Genomic DNA, 17,983 nt, shown 5'->3' with positions numbered 1-17,983 from the left:
ATTTCTGACTTATACTATTGACAAAATCTCTAAGAGATCGAATGAAACAGCCCTGCTTTTTTAAGGGGGGTTAGGCAGGGTGGTTTCATAGAACGAGAGAAAAAAACTAAAACTGGGTTTTAAAGCCTCTCTCCGCTTCGGGGAGAGGTTTGGAGAGGGGTCAAAATCTATGGTTATACATGAGAAATCAAGACTTATGTATTTTTCTTTTTCCGTATGAAACCACCCTGCTTTTTTAAGGGGGGTTAGGGGGGATCAACAAATATTTGATACTTCTCAGACATGCTCTTAGAGATTTTATAGATTGCTCGGTATCGTCTTAAACTTCTGTGCCGAACCTAAAGAATAATCTTCTAGTTTAAAATCAGCAAAAGGCTTTTTTTCTAACCTATCCCGTAGCGCCTCATCGATAATCACACCTGATGATTCTCTTTTAACACCAATAATTATAATACTTCTTTGATATGTAGTTACATCCTCATTTGCCTGACAATTACTGCGCTGAAATTGACCCAAATTTAATAAGCGATAATTTTTGACGCTTGGTGTATTAATAAATAATTTTTTCACTAAAAGTTGTATTTGTTGAGAACGTTCTAGAGCCACACGTTCTTCAGCTGCTGTATCACCTTTACAAGAAGCTGTGCCTAAAGAGATAATCTCACTAGGAGCTTCCATTATCTTCTCTATATTTTCTTGTTCTAAGCTCAATTTCAAAAGGTCAATACTAATAATTTCATCATTATCTTTAATTTGAAAATTGCTACCTAAAAGCCATTTATATTTTAGTGATAAAACTGCTATATTAAACTTAGCTATCCTTCCCTGATTATCCCTGCCTTCTTGATAGGAGAAATAATCTATTCCGCCTTTTCTCATTGGATATTGTTTGTAATTTGACATTCCAGAAACTTCTGATGTTTGCGCTGTCAAAGCCAGGATGCTAAATAATCCTAAAGCCAGTAGAAGTGCTGCAAAAAATGCCACTAGGGGCACTTTTTCCGGTTGCTTATGTGTAGATAATAAATTATTATTAATCGGCGTAGTTAAATGTTCACTTTGAGATAATTCTGGCGGATTAGGATCTTTATGATTGATTCCTCTAAGTTGAGCTTCAATTTCTTCTAGGTAATTCAAAATCTCCTGGGTATTGGCAGGGCGTTTTTCTATATCTGATGCTGTTAGCCAATCAATGAAATTTAACAGCAAGGGTGAAATATCAATAGCATTGTTCTGCCAGTGCAGCAAATTGTGCTGGACATCATACATTTCCAAAGGATGGTATCCCGTTAGCAAAAATATAAAGGTGCGTCCCAAAGCAAATAAATCTGATTGCGGTGCTGCTTGACCATTCATTTGTTCTGCGGCGCTGTAGCCAGATGACATAAGTGCTGTCATCTTGTCGCCGTTGCTGAGTTGGTTTTGGTAAGTTTTAGTAATTTCACTGGCGGTGCCAAAATCAATCAGTACTAGCTTTCCCCAACCATTCTCAATGGGGGATCTAATCATGATGTTAGATGGCTTAATATCTCGATGTAGATACTTTTTACCATGCACTACATCCAAAATTTCTATCAACTGTCTTAACCAGTCTATGGCTTGTTCTTGAGATATAGGGCGATTCTGCTGTTTTAACCACTCTTCTAAGTTATAGCCCTCGATTTTTTCCATTGCAATGCAATGCAACACTAAACCATTTCGGGTTTGATACTGGAAGTAACTATCCTCTTTAGGAATGCCGGGATGCTTCAATTGTCCCAACACGGTTACTTCTTGCTGAAATAGTTCTACTGCTTTGGCGTCGCCTGATAAATTCTCTTTGAGTATTTTGAGGATTTTGGGGGTATCTTGTTCGTATGCCTCATAAACTTTACTAAAACCTGTTTTTTCACTCAACAGGCACGCCACCCGATAACGCCCTAGCAATTCCAGATGGGAACCACAACTTTGACAAAAGCGGTTTTGATGATTATTCGGGTGATTTGGTTTAGGGCAAACGGGATTGATACAAAGGCTCATGAATGGTGAGTGGGGAGTAGGGAGTGGGGAATAGGGAGTGGGGGAGATGGGGGAGACGAGGGAGAATAACCAATGCCCAATGCCCCATGCCCAATGCCCAATACCCCTATTAATTCTTCTGTTGCTGTATGATAATCCCGTGTAATAATCATGAGATTTTTTATCTGTGTTCTGCCAAGAAACCTGCTACAGTTTGGTTAAATGCCTCTGGTTGTGTCAAAAACGGCCAATGATTGCCGGGAACTTGGCAGATACGTAAGTTTTTAAGATGGGTTTTGTATGGTTGGATTTGCCAATCTTGGCGATTCAGTCCTTGTTCTGGCTGGACGAATAGGGCAGGGGTGTCAAGCAAAATTGTAAAACCAGGCACTTGCATTACTGCCTCGAAAATCCCGTCGCGGGCGGCTATGGTAAATTTGCTGCCCCAACTGCCATCGGGTTTTTGTTCTATTCCTGCTTGGAAGACTTGCTGTTGGGTTGAGTCGATGGGGGATATTATTCCCCGCACCTCTCAGTTAAATCTGGGCGTGCGACTTTCATCGCACCCAGCTTCCGATGTTCTCAGCTTGCGCTTTTGCTCATGTGTTTGTAATCGTGGCAGCTCTGATGAATTGCTTCGAGATTATTCTTCTTCCAGTTGGCGTGATTTCCGTCGATGTGATGCAGGTGAACCCGTTCTTCATCGATGAACTTTAACCCGCAGGAAGCACATCTATGGTTTTGCTTCTTAAGAGCAATAATCGTCTCTACGGCTGACTTGATGGCGGATGCAGTTGCGATCGCATTAAATTATGGAATCTCCGCCTACGATGGCTCTTATGTTGCACTTTCACAGCAGGTAGGTGCTACTTTGCTGACTCTCGACGGTAAGCTAGTGAAAGCAATAGCCGCTTCGTCTTACAATGTTTCCTCATTTAATGACTTTGAGGTTCCGCCGTTGGAGTCAATTTAATATTCAATTATCAAAAATGCCTTTTACTTATAACCGCACGGTTCGCTTTCAAGATACTGATGCTGCTGGGGTAGTTTATTTTGCTAATGTTTTGGCTATTTGCCATGAAGCTTATGAAGAATCTTTAGAAGCATCAAGTATTATTCTCAAAGATTTTTTTATTAATCCATCTGTGGGGTTTCCCATTGTTCATGCTAGTGTCGATTTTTTGCGCCCTATGTTTGTTGGGGACAAGTTGCTGATTAGCTTAATTCCCCAAAAAATAGGTGTTGAGAAGTTTGAAATAACTTATGAAATTACTGTGGGTGAGGTGGTAGTTGCTAAGGCTATTACTCGTCATGTTTGTATTGATGTGAGTAGTAGAAGTAAGCGGGAATTACCTGATGAGATAGTTCAGTGGTTGGAGACGAACCACAGAGGCGCTGAGGGCGCAGAGAGAAGAAAGTCTAGAGAAGTTATTTGATGGAATTTTGAAGGAATTCTGTGGCTATTTGCTGTAACTGTTGGCGGTTAATTTTACCTTGAGAGTTACGGGGTAAATTTTGCTGGGGAATCCAATATTTAGGGATTTTAAATTTGCTGAGTCTGTCTTTGAGTAGGGTTTGGATGTTTAAGGCAGAGGTATCTGATTGTTTGGGAATGTAAATTGCTGTTAGGGCTTGTCCCCAATGTTTATCTGGAATGCCGATGACACAAATATCAGCAACCATTTGAGTTGCTTGTATTGCGGACTCAATCTCTGCTGGGTAAATATTTTCGCCACCTGTAATAATTTTGTCGCTGTCACGTCCAACTATGTTTAAATGACCTTCATCATCTAAAAAGCCTAAATCATCTACTTGGAAATAAGTTTGGTTTTCTCTAGTTATAGGATAGTAACCAAGGGCTAAAGATTTAGCATGAATGGTGATATTTCCGATTTGATTGGAATTTAAAATTTCGCCTTCCTGATTGCGAATAGTTACTTTTGCATGGGGAAGAATTTGACCACTGCTAATTTTACCACTCAGAAAATCATCTGGTTTTAGGGCAGCAATTTGAGATGCGGTTTCTGTCATACCATAGGTAAGCGCTAACCGAATGCCATGAAATCTGGCTTTTTCTAGTAGTTCGTTCCATGCTGGCGCACCTCCCAGAAGTACAGTATTAAATTGGGAGAGCCATTCAGTTAATTCTGGATTTTCTAGGAGTCGTTGTAACTGCGTTGGTACTAAAGATATGAAAAATTCTGATTGTTTAATATTCAATATTTGACCTGCTTCTACTGCTTTGAATGGCAGAATAGCCAGTTTACTTTCAGTGGTGAAAGAGCGCAAAAATTGCATTAAACCGCTAACGTGATATAGCGGTAATACACAAAATGAATTGACTTCCTTGAGTTGAAAGTATTCTGTAAATCCTTGTACAGATGCTACGAGAGTTTCCCAAGTGTGGATGGCAAATTTAATTTGTCCCGATGAACCACCTGTGGGAATCAGAATCAGTGGGGAGTGGGGAGTAGGGAGTGGGGAGTGGGGGAGTGGGAGAGTGGGGGAGTGGGGGAGTTTTCCCAAAATAATGTCTGGCTGTACTAAATCAAATACTTGTTGCCATTCTTGTATTCCCCAGTCGGGGTTACAAAGAAAAACTGGACAGTTGGCTGCACAAGCTGCAATAAAGCTTGCTAAAAATCGTAATGGCTCGCGTTCAGCTAAGATGATTTTTGGTGGTGTTCCACACGCTGATAATTGTATTAGTTCTAAATATAATTCTTGAGCTATTTGATGAAAGTGACGACTGTTGTAACCGATAAGCCAATCATCATGAATCAGGTTATTAAGACAGTCTAAAGGTCTTTCCATAAACTTTGAAGCCAGGTTTCTTCTTGTTCAAAAAAATGGTTGATGCCAAAACCAATTGCCCTGTTGTTTCGGGATAATTCTGCTGCTAGCTGGAGTGCTGCAAGTCTAGCGATCGCAGTTTCAAATACTGATGAAAATACAGTATCAATTTGATGCTGGTGGCAAAACTTCCTCAGACGAGATGGTGATCCAACTATCCCAGGCTTTATGACAAAAATCCCTCGCCAACCTTGTTGATAACAAGCAGCGAGTTGCCTAAGTGTGGCGACAGATTCATCTAAAGCGATCGCAGTTTCATAACTCAGACTCAATTCCAACATCTGCTGAAATTGCTCAACAGCTAGCGGTTGTTCGATAAATTCAATTTCTAGGGGTAGTTCTCCATTTGCCTTGAGATTATCGCAAGTCCACAGCCATAAGTTAGCTTCTTCATAGCTAAGTCCACCGTTGGCATCTAATCGCAGTTTCGTAGAGGCTGGTAAGGTGTGTATCAGTGACTCAAAAATTTTTAGTTCATGAGCGATCGCATCCACACCAATTTTCCACTTAAACGTGCGATATCCTTGCTGCCACAATGTTTCCCATTGATTTAAAGCCGCTTCCCCTGATGCTAGCAAGGCGCTGTACAAGAGGAGTGAGGAGTTAGGAGTTATAAAATTATCTCCCCCACTCCCCCACCCTTGTGCTGACTCAAAGCCAAATTGACAAGCAGGTAACTCATCTGGGATGGAGAAAATTATCTCGTCTGTGATTTGCACTGGGAGTTGGCGACAAAAATCTAAGGCTTGTTCTAGGGTTTCCGAACCGAACCAGCTAATGGGGGCGATTTCTCCCCAGCCGACTTTACCTGATTCATCGGTAAGACGGAGGATAATACCTTCACGAATATCCCACTTACCATGATTGGTGGTAAGCGATCGCAAAAATCTTCGCTGATAAGGACGAAATTCCAATTTGTAGTCATTAGTCATTTTCCTCTGTTCCAATGCCCCAGGCCCCATGCCCAATGCGCTAAATCATAAATCCCAATCCCAACAGCAAGCAAGCCCAGAAATGCACAGCTACAGCGATGAATTTACAGTTACTAACTTTATCCGGCTGGTTGTGATTTTCTTGGACGTGGCGGCATAATTTGACAGCAAAGGGTAAACTCACCCAACTCAACAATGTCCAAACTGGAGAAATTCCCAATAGTACAAATAGCAAGGTGAGGGGATAAATACTACCCGTGAACCAAACTAGGAGTTGGGCACCTTTTTGGGTTCCCAGACGGACAATAGGCGATCGCTTACCTGCGGCTATGTCATCCTTAACTTGGTGAAAGTGTGAGCAAAACAAAATTAAGGTTGTGGCAATGCCGACAATCACTGAAGCTGCTAAACTCGTTATTGACCAAGTTTGGGTTTGGCTGTAGTAGGCTGCCTCCACTGCTAAGGGACCAAAGGCAAAAAAGCAAATAATCTCGCCTAAACCCTGATATCCTAAGCGAAAGGGAGGACCTTGGTACGTGTAGCCTAAACCGCAGCACAGCAAAATTATACCGATCACAGTTAAGTCTTGTTGCCAAAAGGCGATCGCTAGTATGCCCAGCAACCCCAAACCTAAACACAAATTTCCTATCCAAAATATTAATGGCTTATTGCCTGTTAAGTTCACCAGAGAATGGTGCTTATTTTGATCAATACCTGTTTCCGAATCAAAGACATCATTACTAATATTTTCCCAGGCAAGAATTAAGATTGCCGCAGTTACAAAAGTAGAAAATACTACACTATTGAAAGTTTTAGTTTCGGCAAATGCCACTGCTGTTCCTACCCAAATGGGCATAATGGCAACGCTATACATTGGCGGTTTAATCGCTGCCATCCATAACTTACTGTTAGGATATAAAATTTGCTTGGTAGTCATCAGTTGTGATTAATTAAATTACTGGAATATTACTCACACTTAAGATTTTATAATTAAATAGACGCTAGATATTCATGAGCTAAAAATAACTCTCACTTTTAGTGTGGCTCGTTAACCTGGTGTTGTTAACACTCCACCCTCATGTTGCAGCCCAAGGCTGGAACTGGCTTGTGAGGGTCTAAGAACACCACAAACAAGGCAAATCCTACGCTGGTGAAATGACAACTTAATATGTTACCTGTAGAAATACGACCACGATTAATTACACTTTAGGAAGTTAACTTAAAAAAAATTTACTATCGTTTAGATCCATGACAGTTTCACCATGTCGTAGTAACTTATTTGTACAGCACAAAGATTTATATCAATTTCTGGTAGCAGTGCAACAAAAGTGTCTCAAAAATAATTGCAAGCAAATTGTCAGTATCTCCCAAGAGATTGATTTAGTTGACCCTTTACTTGTATTGGATCAACTTACACAAGCAAATGAAATAAATTTTTACTTTGAGGACAAAGGTAAAGGAGAAGCGATCGCGGCAATTGATTCTGTAGCAAAATTACAGATTGATGGCGCAGACCGTTTTAGCCAAGCAGAACATTTTATCAAATCTTGTCTAACAAATATAATTAATTTTGGTAACGCTAACCAACCTTTTTCTGGGCCTCACTTTTTTTGTTATTTCAGCTTTTTTGATAAAAATGCCCAAATAGATTATCCCTTTCCATCTGCTACCATCTTTCTTCCACATTGGCAAGTAGCTGTAAAAAATCAACGTTGTGTATTAGTAACAAATATAATTATCAATGCAAATGTCAATATTCAAACATTATTGGAGAATCTGCAAAATAAAATTGAATTTATCCAATCTTTAGAATATTACTCTGCTAGTCTTGATTGTTTCCCAGCAAAATTATACAAAAAATCCGCCACGAATGCTGCTCAATTTAAACGTTCAGTAGTGTCTGCTTTGGAAAAAATTCGGTCTAGTCATTTAAGTAAGATTGTGTTAGCAGATATATTAGATGTCAAGTCAAAAAAACACTTTGACTTAGTTAAATCATTAAATAATCTTAGGCAAATACATCCTAATTGTTATATTTTTTCTACAAGTAATGGCAAAGGACAAAACTTTATTGGTGCCAGTCCAGAACGATTAATTAGTATTAATAATCAACAGTTAATCACAGATGCTTTGGCTGGTTCTGCACCACGAGGTAAAACCCCTGCTGAAGATGCAGCTAATGCCAATCGCTTACTCAATAGCGAAAAAGAAAAGCACGAACATTCACTAGTACTTGATTTTATCACTCAACGTTTATCTCAGCTAGGTTTGTTACCCCAAATATTAGCACCCCGACTGCGACAATTATCTAACATCCAGCATTTATGGACCCCAATAAGTGCTGTGGTTCCTGCTAACATCCACCCCTTAAAGATTGTCGGACAATTGCATCCTACACCAGCCGTTGCTGGGGCAGCACGAGATGTTGCTTGTGCCGAAATTCGTCGTTACGAAAGCTTTGAGAGAGGTTTATATGCTGCGCCTCTAGGTTGGATAGATTCTGAGGGAAACTGCGAGTTTATTGTAGGAATTCGTTCAGCATTAATTGATGGCGATCGCGCGAGATTGTATGCTGGTGCTGGTATAGTCGCTGGCTCTGATCCTGACAAAGAATTTGCAGAGGTACAACTTAAACTTCAGGCTTTGTTGAAAGCATTAGTTTAACAGATATGGGACTTATGCAAAACTACACGCTGTAGGGGCAATTCATGAATTGTCCCTACCTAAAAATCGGGGTTTTAGCTATTGTTTGCGTAAGTCCTAAGATAGTTCAAACCGTAATATCGATGGCATGGATAAATTCAAACTTTTGACAACTCAGAAAAACTATTAATATAAAAAATACACCGATTTATCCGGTGTATTTCTAGCATTACTAGAGCATATAATTTTGAGAATGTTTTACACTAAATCCTGATGAGTAAAAGCCTTAGCATTCTCTCCGGTGTAAGTAGCTACAATATGACCATCACCAGTCATTTGATATTTGTATGTGACTAATCCTTCTAAACCAACGGGGCCGCGGGGAGGCATTTTTTGTGTACTAATCCCTACTTCTGCACCGAAACCATAGCGGAAACCATCAGCAAATCTGGTAGAACAGTTGTGGAATATATTGGCTGAATTAATAAGTCCAAAGAAAGTTTCAACAGATGTTGAATCTTCAGTAATAATCGCGTCAGTATGACGAGAACCGTATTCGTTAATATGAGCGATCGCATCTTCTATAGAGTCTACAATCTTTATCGACAAAATAAAATCGCTATATTCTGTTTCCCAATCTATTTCTGTTGCAGTTGTAATATTAGGCAAGATTCCTAAGGTGCGTTTATCACCTCTTAATTCTACATGGCGTTCTTGCAAAGCCTCGGCAACTTTTGGTAAAAATTCTGTAGCAATCGACTGGTGAACTAGCAAAGTTTCAATCGCATTACAAACAGCAGGATATTGGGCTTTAGCATCGACTGTAATCGGAACTGCTTTAGAAATATCAGCAGCTTTATCTATATAGATATGACAAATTCCATCGGCGTGTCCTAGTACCGGAATGCGTGTATTTTCCTGAACAAATCTAACAAATGAATTAGAACCTCTAGGAATAATTAAATCCACATATTTATCTAACTTCAAAAGTTCCAGAGTTTCTTCTCTAGTTGTGAGTAACTGTACTGCATCAGGGTTAACAGCAGTATGAGATAATCCTTGTTTAATTGCCTTAACTATTGCTTCGCAAGAACGCACCGCTTCCTTTCCACATTTGAGGATTACACCATTTCCTGATTTGATAGCTAAAGAAACAATTTGAATCGCCGCCTCTGGACGGGCTTCAAAAATAATCCCCAAAACGCCTAAAGGACAAGTGATTCGCTTGAGAATTAAACCAGTGTCAATTTCACGGTGAATTTGTATTTTACCAATAGGATCAGCTAGCTTACCAACATCTCGTACCCCAGCGATCGCATCTCTTAATTTATGTTCATCCAACTGCAAGCGCTTATAAAGTGGTTTGGGAATTCCTTCGGCAGTAGCAGCTTCACAATCAGCAACATTTGCTTGTAAAATTTCATCCTGAGCTGATTCTAAAGCTTGAGCGATCGCAGCAAGTGCTTGATTTTTGGACTCAGTGGAGAGAATAGCTAGCTTACTTGCAGCTTGGCGGGTTTGTGCTGCGATCGCAATTAGGGGAGAAGCAATGTTAAGAATAGTCATAGTACAAATCTTTACCTTTTCCTAATCTTATCAATCTGAGGTTATGTTTATCATTTGTCTTCCTCCAATCGGGTGAACCATCTGGGTAATCAATAATTACTCTGATTGGGTGAGGTAAGACTTGGTTTAAAACATTTATTCTGTGATTATCCCAAACAGGCAAAGAGGTAGTAAGTTTATAGCAGACAAAATATTGTACGTATTATTACAGGTTTTATTTGAAAATCTTAAAGATGATTTATGCGTTCCCCAGGCTAGAGAGACACACTAATGTATGTTTCTCTAGTCTTTTACTTAAGTAAATAATTTATACCGCTATTATTTTAAATTTTTACGAAATTGCGGTGACAAACGTTGGATCTATTAAAAGTCAAATGTTGTAAATCCCCTTACTTGCTATACATATCAGGGAACTTTGCTTGAAGTTTAGCCAGCTTCGGCAAGTCATTCACTACCACATAGGGATCGCTCGGATGATGCACTATATAATTCTGATGGTATGCCGCAGCCTGATAAAAACCTTTCAAAGGATCTAATTCCGTCACAATCGGCTTGTCGAAGATTCGCGATTTGCTGAGTTGATCGATATATTTTTGTGCAGCCTGTTTCTGCTCATCGTTAGCAAAAAAGATCGCCGAACGATATTGCTTACCTGAGTCGGGGCCTTGTCGATTTAACTCTGTTGGGTCATGCGCTACCAAAAAGTAGACCTTCAGAAGCTGATTATATGATATTTTTGATGGATCGTAGGTGATTTTCACTGATTCAGCGTGATTGGTTAATCCAGTACTGACAATTGCGTAGTCTGCGGTTTTTGCATCGCCTCCAGAAAAGCCAGAAACGACATCAGAAACACCTTTGAGATGCTCAAAAACTGCTGACATTCCCCAGTAGCACCCACCAGCGAAAACCGCTACTTGCTTTCCCTTCGGTGCAGCATTCGAGATATCAGTGGCGGGAGCAGGAAGTATCACACGAGATGCACTGTATAGGAGTACAACAGTCAGCGAAAAGATGGACAAGTTGCGTAATAACTGGCGGGAGAGAGTAAACTTATGAATTGACATGAGGTTGTGAACTCCTTTATTTAATAGATGAAGAACCGAGTTTATTCGGCTATTTTGTCATTTAGATAGCGATCGCTTAAATAAGGTCCCCATCTGCGCCAATGGGCTATCTGATTTTGGGCTTCTGCTAATCTGATTTCTTCTTGGGTTGGAGTTGTCATCATCTCACCCTCTGCATATCTGCACTTGATTTTAATTAATTTGCTATATTGAGTATCACGTTTTTATGAAAGATGGGGCTGATATTTTGATTAAAATTTGCTAGGTGAATTGATAAATAAAAATCTAGGATAAACTCAGGAAAAATTTATATTAATTTTGATGAAACGAATGGGTATTGGTACATTGAGCTAATTCCTGAAGCAGCTAGAGCATTTAAGCGTTTTCGCCTCGAAACTATTATTGCCAGTTAGTAAATTTTCAAGTACACGCCTGAGTTTTTCTTCTTTAGGAATTCGACCATGTTGCGGAATAAACTTGAGTCTATAAAGGCATACACTTATTCCCTCCCATCTGCTCTGTCATAGTTTGTTTGTAAAAAAGGTGACAGTTCTTTATTTAACTTACCTGCGCGGACAAACTCAGCATAAGTATCAGCTTCAATTGCCAGTAGTTCCCTTCGCAGTTCTTCGGTTGAAAATTCTTGCAAATTTGGGTATTCATCAAGTAACTTGTCAATTTCTTCTTGCAAAAAGGTAATTTCTCCTGAAAGTAGCGTCTTCTGGTAGTCATAAAACTCTGGCTGAATGCCGGGACGCTTTTGCGCTGTTTCTAAATATTCCAGCACCCTTTGGAGAGCAACTTGACGGGCAATTGCTTCGGTGTATTTTTGACTTAGCGGTTGCGAACCTAAAAGTTGGAGTTTCTCTAACAATGGTTGGATGGTTAAGCCTTGTACTAACAGGGTAAATAAAACTACTCCAAATACAGTGGCAATAATTTCTTCTCTTTGGGGGAGTATGGCTGGTACACTCAAGGCCAGGGCGATGGAGACAGAGCCGCGTAGCCCACCCCACGTCAAGACAGTTTGTTCAGATAAAGGAATTTGGGATTTAGCTAACCAGTTGCTGAGACTACTTAAAGCATAAATAGATACTGCCCGTGCCACAATCATCGCTGCGATCGTCACGGCAATAGTTTTCAGGTTATCTCCTAAGACAGCAAAGCGAATTTGATCGCCAATTAAGAGAAAAACAATCGAATTTACAAAAAAAGCTAGAAATTCCCAAAATTCAGTAACAATAATCCGTGTGCGCGGATTCATGCCGATGCGCGAGCCAAAGTTGCCTAAAATTAAAGCTGTGGTGACAACTCCAATCACTCCAGAACCACCCAAATATTCTGTAATTAGGTAAGTGCTGTAGGCAGAAACTAGGGTAAGAGATTGTTCTACTAATGGTAAGTCGAAACGTTGGGTTAGATAGGAAATACCAAACCCAATTAATCCGCCAACGCTGATACCAATGCCTACTACTTGAAAAAATTCTAATAAAGCAGACTGTAAATCAAGTTTGGCATTACCTAATGGCAGAGCAACTAATAAGCCAAAAGCCACAACCGCCATACCATCATTAAATAAACTTTCTCCTTCCATCAGCGTTCTTAGACGTTTGCTTGCTCCTAGTTCCCGAAATAGAGCCGTTACCGAAACCGGATCGGTTGCTGATAGACTAGCTCCAACTAATAGAGCAATGCTAAGTTCAAGTCCAGCGAATTGATGAAGACCGAGTGCTACTCCAGCAATAGAAATTATTACCCCTACTACTGCATACAGACAAATAGGGAACAAATCCCGCTTTAAGTCTGACCATTTCAAATTCCAAGCAGCTTCAAACAGCAGTGGCGGTAAGAAAATCATCAGAATCAATTGAGGAGAGAGATTAATCAATCGCACATTAACGAATGCTAATCCTAATCCCACTATGACTAGTAAGAGTGTATAAGGAATACGGCGCAACCAACTAAAAATTTGTGGTAGTGTTGCTACACCCAATGAGACAGATAGTACTAGTAGAAATTGCTTGAGTTGTTCTGCAATTACGACTTCACTCGTGGTAGAATCTAAGACCATTAGGGGATTCCAGTTAAATAGAATATTTAGGATCAATCGTCACGGTAAAATCATAAATAATCTTCTCAACTTCCTCAAGGATATTGGTTTTCCACTTAACAATCTTTCCAAATTTAATATTATATTCTGTTAACTTCTCTTTATTGAAGCCTCCTGCCAAAATGAGGTCCTCGTCCTTAAAATCTCTATCCTGAAATCTAGCTCCCCTGAAGTCCGCTTCCGTGAGGATAGATTCTGTAAATTTCGCTTCCGTAAGGATAGATTCTGTAAATTTCGCTTCCGTGAGGTCGGCCTTCGTGAAGTCCGCTTTCGTGAGGGTGGACTTCGTGAAGTCTGCACAATGGAGTTTTGCTTTCTTGAGGATAATTCCTTCGAGATTGGCTTCTTTTAAATTGACTTTACTGAGATCGGCTTCTGTAAAATTAAGCCCTGATAAGTCTAAATTTTTCAAGTGTTTTAAAAGGCCGATATCACCAAGGAAGGATAAAACACTTGCTTGACGGTCAATGTCATCTTTAAACAAACGTAATAGGGATAATGTTTTTGCTGTAATGATAGATATTGCTGCTTCAGGATCAATATTAGGAACATCTGCTGCTTCAGGATCAATATTAGGAACATCTGCTGCTTTGGGTTCAAGTATTTTCATTAATTTTTTATCGACAGTAAATTCTGACAAAATTTTCAAGTAATCCTGTAAAGTTACTTCATGTTGTTGAGCAGTAGCAGCTTTGTCCTGTAAGTCCTTAAAAAACCAACCCAAAGAAGCTACCATGACTGGGGGGATTAATAACCCTATCCAGTCCCAAAGCGTTTTTGCAGATTCAAGCTTATCGGTAGTTGTCTTCTTAGTTATCTTCTCAACTCCCTCGTTCTCGGGTTGCTTTTCCGTAGTAGTCGATGAATTGATAGTAGTACTTTCCCCAAATCCTGACCAGGAGAAGCGGTAAGATCCTATAATTACTAGAATGATTACAACAGCCAGAATTACAAGTTTATTGGTATTGGTATTGGTATTAGTATTATTACTCATTGATGAACCTCTCAAAGTTGTGTAAAGAAACTTGTACCCAACTAATCCGACTTAATGCAGTCGGTGCAAGGACTACGCTTGTGGAGAATCTACCTTACCATTATCATCTCTTTGTGTCTGCATTTGAGCCAGTAACCTGAGTGAATCACCAATGTTGCGGGGTTTTGGTACTTCACTTTTACCAGATGGCCAACCTTCACGCTGACGGGAGCGATCGCCATCTATCTCTTCTGTCTGGTTATGGAATAAAATTTGCTGTGTGGGAAAGGGTAAATCGATGCCGTTTTCAACTAAGGTTTTCTTAATTGTAGAAAGCACCTTGTCCCTTGAGGCGAGGTCATCTGCACGTCGTGACGGGTTGATCCACCAACGAATGCGGATATTAACGGTACTTTCGGCAAGTTCCATGAGCAGCACATCAGGTGCAGGATCTTTCAGTATTTCCGGCACACTATGCAATGCTTCAAGCATTAACTTCTTGGCTCGGTCTATATCATCACCGTAACCAATACCGACATCATACTCTAGTCGGCGACTTTCAAAGGCAGTGTTTACAGTTACCGAATTAGTGAACAATTCTGAGTTAGGAATGACAATGCGACGACCATCGTAAGTTCTAATTGTTGTCGCTCGTGTCTCAATATTTTCTACAGTTCCCTCAAAGCCTTGAAAAACTATTTGGTCATTGATTTGGAACGGCTCTGTCAAGAGGATCAGAATCCCAGCCAAGAAGTTTTGTAGGATGTCACGAAAGGCAAAGCCGATGGCTACACCACTAATCCCCAGTAGTTGTATCAAATCTCCGGCTCGGAATGTCGGTATTACAATCGACAAAGCCACAAATAGCCCGATTAATAGTATTGTACCTTGCGCCAAGCGTCCCAGTACTAGTCCTAGATTCCGAGCTTGGTGGCGATCGCGAGTTAATCGTTTAACTACTCTCTTAATCGCTCTAGCCACCGCGAAGAAGATTGCAAATACAATCAATGCCAGCACCATATTCGGCAGTAGGACAATGAATCCTTTAATCATTCCCTGAACTCTGTCCCAGAGTGCGGATATATCTGCATTCATGATCTTACTTGCTTAACTAGTCAACCTTAATAAGGATATTTTTATATCCTGATATCTAACTCCACCTTTAGTTAGTTTTTCCTATCTATAAATAGGATGAAAAATTTATTTTAGGGCGAGATAACGCGATATGCAACTTCTTAGAACCCCACTTCCATTCCTCTCCCCCACTCCTGAGAGGCTTTGATTCTTGCTCCCCAACGCTAGTAGGGAAGGGGTTGGGGTTAGGTTTGAAAGAAAGTTGCATATCGCGTGAGATAATAGGATTTTAGATATTTTATTTGTGAGGAGAAATATCAGATTCTCCTCTGACTTCTTTCACCTGACTAACTTCAAAAATTAGGGAAAAACGTTGCCCAGTTTCTTTTTCAAGAAACGCTTCTAAAAGACTTACTTGCTTTGATGTTACAGGTTCTTGTGCGCTAACGCTCAAGCGAACTTGAGGCGGATTACTCAGCCAATTAGTATCAGTTTTCAGTAGTTCCAAACGCCCAAATGTGACAGTTCGGTTCAGGAGTGCCTTTCTCAAATGGGTTTCGAGTTCTGCTTGTCTAACTAATTGGGTAAAGCTCACAGTTAAAGGTATTAATAAAGCACCTGTTAACCCCAATGCCCATAGCAGTGCTTTTTGGGCGCGATCGACAGGAGAATAGCCGGTGAATAAAAATGTCAGCATACAAGCAAGGCTAATACCCAAAAGGTTCGTTAGGTAGAGCAAAGTCGCTCCTAAGCTGAGTGACAAGTTAAATTTTGCTAGACCTAAACCGATGACGCAAATTGGGGGCATAAGGGCAACAGCTATTGCTGTCCCTGCCACACTAGCAGAGATTTTTGAATTAACCTTAGCGTAGCCACTAATACAACCTGCTGCGACTGCAATACCCAAATCAAGCAGGTTAGGTTTGGAGCGAGATAGCACTTCACTGCCGAAACTAGGTAGATTAACGATCCAACCGATACTGCAAGAAATTACAAGTGCTAATAATGTGCCTAAGAATACTGCTATTACGCCTTTACGAAATAGGTTGATATTTCCAATTAATGCACCAAAGGCTAAACCTCGAATTGGCAACATTAAAGGTGCGATAATCATTGCGCCGATAATTACAGCAGTGCTATTGGCAAGTAGACCAAATGTAGCGATCGCACATGAGCCAATAATCAAAATCAAATATGTTGCGTCGAGACTAGACTCTGACAACAATTCATCTACCAACTGTTTTAGTTGTGATGGTTCAACCCTTTTGCGCTTAAAACCCCTAAAGCGATTACGAATATTATTTATCAAAACTCCTCCAAATCAAATGGTTTTAGATTCTGGATTTTAAACAAAAGCTTTAGCATAGAATATCGTTATCAAGATAAATAATGCACTAGATAGCAACATTTATTTCCAGAAATCACGATGAAAGAGGAAGTCGAACTGTAAATATACTACCTAGCCCAGGTTGACTTTGAACGTGAATATTGCCTTTATGCGCTCTGGCGATCGCAATTGCGATGGCTAATCCCAAACCCGAACCGCCAGAGGTACGAGAGCGGTCGCGATCTACTCGGTAGAAGCGATCAAAAATTCGCTGTTGATGTTCAACAGCAATACCAATTCCCGTATCTTGAATTTTAATCATGGCGTAAAGCTCACTTTTTTCCAAAAAAACCGTGACTTTTCCACCGCTAGATGTGGCTTGAATTGCATTAGCAATTAAGTTAGAAATTAAGCGATAAAGCTGTTCTTCATTTCCCATCACATACAGTTTTTCTGAGATTTGCACTTGTTTAGAGAGATTGACTTTAGTTTCTACTGCCAAAAATGCTAATTCCTCAATTAAGTCGCTAATTAAATCATTCAAACAGCAAGACTGATATTCTCCTGTTAGTTGTTTTTGGTCTATCCTCGTTAATAGCAATAAATCTCCAACTAGTTGTGATAGTCGCCGATTTTGGCGTTTGAGTACATCTAAAATTCCCCCATTGGATTTTGGTTCTTGCTGTAACTTAATAGCAGCTTCAATAGTAGAGTACATTGCTGCTAAAGGTGTGCGAAACTCATGGGCAGCATCAGCAGTAAATTGTTGCATTTGTTGGTAGGAAAGATATACAGGTTGCATTGCCCTTCCTGCCAACCACCAACTAGACAACCCAACGAAAATCATGGAAATTGGTAATCCCAACACCAAAGCTAATCTTAAATAAGCCAGATGTTGGTCTAAATCGGTGATACTACGCGCCACTTGTAGATAACCCGAAATCTGTTTTTGAGTATACAAAGGTAAAGTGATTTCGCGGTATCGAGTGCCAGAGGAATCTGTTAAGATTTGCCAATACTGTAATTCTGAGGTAATAGGTAATTTGTCAAATTCCATACCTCCACTAGCAAAAAGTTTTCCTGAGCGATCCAATAAGCGTATATAGTAATTAACTGGATTCGCCGCCTCTGTGATTGATTTTTTAATAGCTGTTGTTTTAGGCAAACAATTTGTCTGAGCCACACATAATTCTAAATAAAATTCTTGATTCAGGCGTTGTAATTGTCCGGGTTGTTGCCAAGCCGGTTCAATGCTTTTATGGAGTGCGTTTGCGACTGATTGCAATCCCTGGTCTATGGTTTCATAGTAGGCATGGGCAACCACACTATAAACCCCCAAACTAGATAGCCCTAAAATACCGCCCATGACGAGGGTATACCAAGCTGCCAGCCGCAACCGAGTCTGGTGGAAAATGGGGTTGCGTTCCATATTTCTATAAC

Annotated in this window: 15 protein-coding genes and 2 pseudogenes; 3 read left to right on the top strand and 14 right to left on the bottom strand. The window is 40.2% G+C overall.

Annotation, left to right across the window (positions count from 1 at the left end):
• Positions 1–297: 297 nt before the first annotated feature.
• The 3 genes and pseudogenes from V7K97_RS03195 to V7K97_RS03185 all read right to left on the bottom strand — a co-directional run.
• A complete protein-coding gene (locus V7K97_RS03195) occupies positions 298–2,019 on the bottom strand; it encodes a serine/threonine-protein kinase (protein ID WP_334799252.1) in 1,722 nt (573 codons plus the stop codon).
• Between the two features lie 160 nt (positions 2,020–2,179).
• Positions 2,180–2,494, bottom strand: a pseudogene (locus tag V7K97_RS03190) (alpha/beta fold hydrolase); the annotation flags it as partial.
• Positions 2,495–2,580: 86 nt separating this feature from the next.
• Positions 2,581–2,766 (bottom strand): annotated as a pseudogene (locus V7K97_RS03185) (HNH endonuclease); the annotation flags it as partial.
• On the opposite strand from V7K97_RS03185, the gene V7K97_RS03180 reads away from it, so the two are divergent.
• Both V7K97_RS03180 and V7K97_RS03175 read left to right on the top strand, forming a co-directional pair.
• Entirely contained in the window at positions 2,705–2,971 is a 267-nt protein-coding gene (locus tag V7K97_RS03180; RefSeq protein WP_334799251.1) for a type II toxin-antitoxin system VapC family toxin, read from the top strand. The pseudogene V7K97_RS03185 and the gene V7K97_RS03180 overlap by 62 nt on opposite strands.
• 16 nt (positions 2,972–2,987) lie before the next feature.
• Positions 2,988–3,434: an acyl-CoA thioesterase gene (locus V7K97_RS03175; protein WP_334799250.1), complete on the top strand. Its 447-nt coding sequence runs from the start codon at positions 2,988–2,990 to the stop codon at positions 3,432–3,434.
• On the opposite strand, the gene V7K97_RS03170 is transcribed toward V7K97_RS03175, so the two are convergent.
• From V7K97_RS03170 to menA, 3 genes are read right to left on the bottom strand one after another with little or no spacing between them, the layout of a single operon-like run.
• Positions 3,427–4,812, bottom strand: coding sequence for a 2-succinylbenzoate--CoA ligase (locus V7K97_RS03170; RefSeq protein WP_334799249.1), 1,386 nt, complete (start codon positions 4,810–4,812; stop codon positions 3,427–3,429). The genes V7K97_RS03175 and V7K97_RS03170 overlap by 8 nt on opposite strands.
• Complete coding sequence (locus V7K97_RS03165; RefSeq protein ID WP_334799248.1) at positions 4,797–5,783, bottom strand: o-succinylbenzoate synthase; 987 nt, start codon at positions 5,781–5,783, stop codon at positions 4,797–4,799. The genes V7K97_RS03170 and V7K97_RS03165 overlap by 16 nt, the downstream gene beginning before the upstream one ends.
• Positions 5,784–5,823: 40 nt before the next feature.
• Positions 5,824–6,720 (bottom strand): 2-carboxy-1,4-naphthoquinone phytyltransferase, encoded by an 897-nt coding sequence (gene menA, locus V7K97_RS03160; protein WP_334799247.1) that lies wholly within the window; start codon positions 6,718–6,720, stop codon positions 5,824–5,826.
• Positions 6,721–7,031: 311 nt separating this feature from the next.
• On the opposite strand from menA, the gene V7K97_RS03155 reads away from it, so the two are divergent.
• A complete protein-coding gene (locus V7K97_RS03155) occupies positions 7,032–8,447 on the top strand; it encodes an isochorismate synthase (protein WP_334799246.1) in 1,416 nt (471 codons plus the stop codon).
• 237 nt (positions 8,448–8,684) lie between these two features.
• On the opposite strand, the gene V7K97_RS03150 is transcribed toward V7K97_RS03155, so the two are convergent.
• From V7K97_RS03150 to rppB, 8 genes are all read right to left on the bottom strand, one after another.
• Positions 8,685–9,992, bottom strand: a complete 1,308-nt coding sequence (locus V7K97_RS03150) for a glutamate-5-semialdehyde dehydrogenase (RefSeq protein WP_334799245.1) — start codon at positions 9,990–9,992, stop codon at positions 8,685–8,687.
• 389 nt (positions 9,993–10,381) lie between these two features.
• Entirely contained in the window at positions 10,382–11,059 is a 678-nt protein-coding gene (gene msrA / locus V7K97_RS03145; protein ID WP_334799244.1) for a peptide-methionine (S)-S-oxide reductase MsrA, read from the bottom strand.
• A 41-nt stretch (positions 11,060–11,100) separates the two neighbouring features.
• Entirely contained in the window at positions 11,101–11,223 is a 123-nt protein-coding gene (locus V7K97_RS03140; RefSeq protein WP_334799243.1) for a hypothetical protein, read from the bottom strand.
• A gap of 335 nt (positions 11,224–11,558) precedes the next feature.
• Entirely contained in the window at positions 11,559–13,130 is a 1,572-nt protein-coding gene (locus V7K97_RS03135; protein WP_334799242.1) for a Na+/H+ antiporter, read from the bottom strand.
• Positions 13,131–13,143: 13 nt separating this feature from the next.
• A complete protein-coding gene (locus V7K97_RS03130) occupies positions 13,144–14,163 on the bottom strand; it encodes a pentapeptide repeat-containing protein (protein WP_334799241.1) in 1,020 nt (339 codons plus the stop codon).
• A 72-nt stretch (positions 14,164–14,235) separates the two neighbouring features.
• The gene (locus tag V7K97_RS03125; protein WP_334799240.1) at positions 14,236–15,237 is read right to left on the bottom strand and encodes a mechanosensitive ion channel family protein; all 1,002 of its coding nucleotides are present in this window, start codon (positions 15,235–15,237) and stop codon (positions 14,236–14,238) included.
• 277 nt (positions 15,238–15,514) lie between these two features.
• The gene (locus tag V7K97_RS03120) at positions 15,515–16,525 is read right to left on the bottom strand and encodes a DUF389 domain-containing protein (protein WP_334799239.1); all 1,011 of its coding nucleotides are present in this window, start codon (positions 16,523–16,525) and stop codon (positions 15,515–15,517) included.
• A gap of 112 nt (positions 16,526–16,637) precedes the next feature.
• Positions 16,638–17,972, bottom strand: a complete 1,335-nt coding sequence (gene rppB / locus V7K97_RS03115; protein ID WP_334799238.1) for a two-component system sensor histidine kinase RppB — start codon at positions 17,970–17,972, stop codon at positions 16,638–16,640.
• Between the last annotated feature and the right edge of the window lie 11 nt (positions 17,973–17,983).

Origin of the sequence: Nostoc sp. (assembly GCF_036917815.1) — a bacterium.
Classification (GTDB): Bacteria; Cyanobacteriota; Cyanobacteriia; order Cyanobacteriales; family Nostocaceae; genus Nostoc.
The sequence above is the reverse complement of the archived record's forward strand: the minus strand, read 5'-3'. Positions and strand labels throughout refer to the sequence as shown.

Coding starts and splice junctions, on each gene's coding strand:
- V7K97_RS03195 (WP_334799252.1), bottom strand. CDS start 2,019: ATGAGCCTTTGTATCAATCCCGTTTGCCCTAAACCAAATCACCCGAAT.
- V7K97_RS03135 (WP_334799242.1), bottom strand. CDS start 13,130: ATGGTCTTAGATTCTACCACGAGTGAAGTCGTAATTGCAGAACAACTC.
- V7K97_RS03175 (WP_334799250.1), top strand. CDS start 2,988: ATGCCTTTTACTTATAACCGCACGGTTCGCTTTCAAGATACTGATGCT.
- V7K97_RS03125 (WP_334799240.1), bottom strand. CDS start 15,237: ATGAATGCAGATATATCCGCACTCTGGGACAGAGTTCAGGGAATGATT.
- V7K97_RS03180 (WP_334799251.1), top strand. CDS start 2,705: ATGAACTTTAACCCGCAGGAAGCACATCTATGGTTTTGCTTCTTAAGA.
- menA (WP_334799247.1), bottom strand. CDS start 6,720: ATGACTACCAAGCAAATTTTATATCCTAACAGTAAGTTATGGATGGCA.
- V7K97_RS03150 (WP_334799245.1), bottom strand. CDS start 9,992: ATGACTATTCTTAACATTGCTTCTCCCCTAATTGCGATCGCAGCACAA.
- V7K97_RS03140 (WP_334799243.1), bottom strand. CDS start 11,223: ATGATGACAACTCCAACCCAAGAAGAAATCAGATTAGCAGAAGCCCAA.
- V7K97_RS03170 (WP_334799249.1), bottom strand. CDS start 4,812: ATGGAAAGACCTTTAGACTGTCTTAATAACCTGATTCATGATGATTGG.
- rppB (WP_334799238.1), bottom strand. CDS start 17,972: ATGGAACGCAACCCCATTTTCCACCAGACTCGGTTGCGGCTGGCAGCT.
- V7K97_RS03130 (WP_334799241.1), bottom strand. CDS start 14,163: ATGAGTAATAATACTAATACCAATACCAATACCAATAAACTTGTAATT.
- V7K97_RS03155 (WP_334799246.1), top strand. CDS start 7,032: ATGACAGTTTCACCATGTCGTAGTAACTTATTTGTACAGCACAAAGAT.
- msrA (WP_334799244.1), bottom strand. CDS start 11,059: ATGTCAATTCATAAGTTTACTCTCTCCCGCCAGTTATTACGCAACTTG.
- V7K97_RS03165 (WP_334799248.1), bottom strand. CDS start 5,783: ATGACTAATGACTACAAATTGGAATTTCGTCCTTATCAGCGAAGATTT.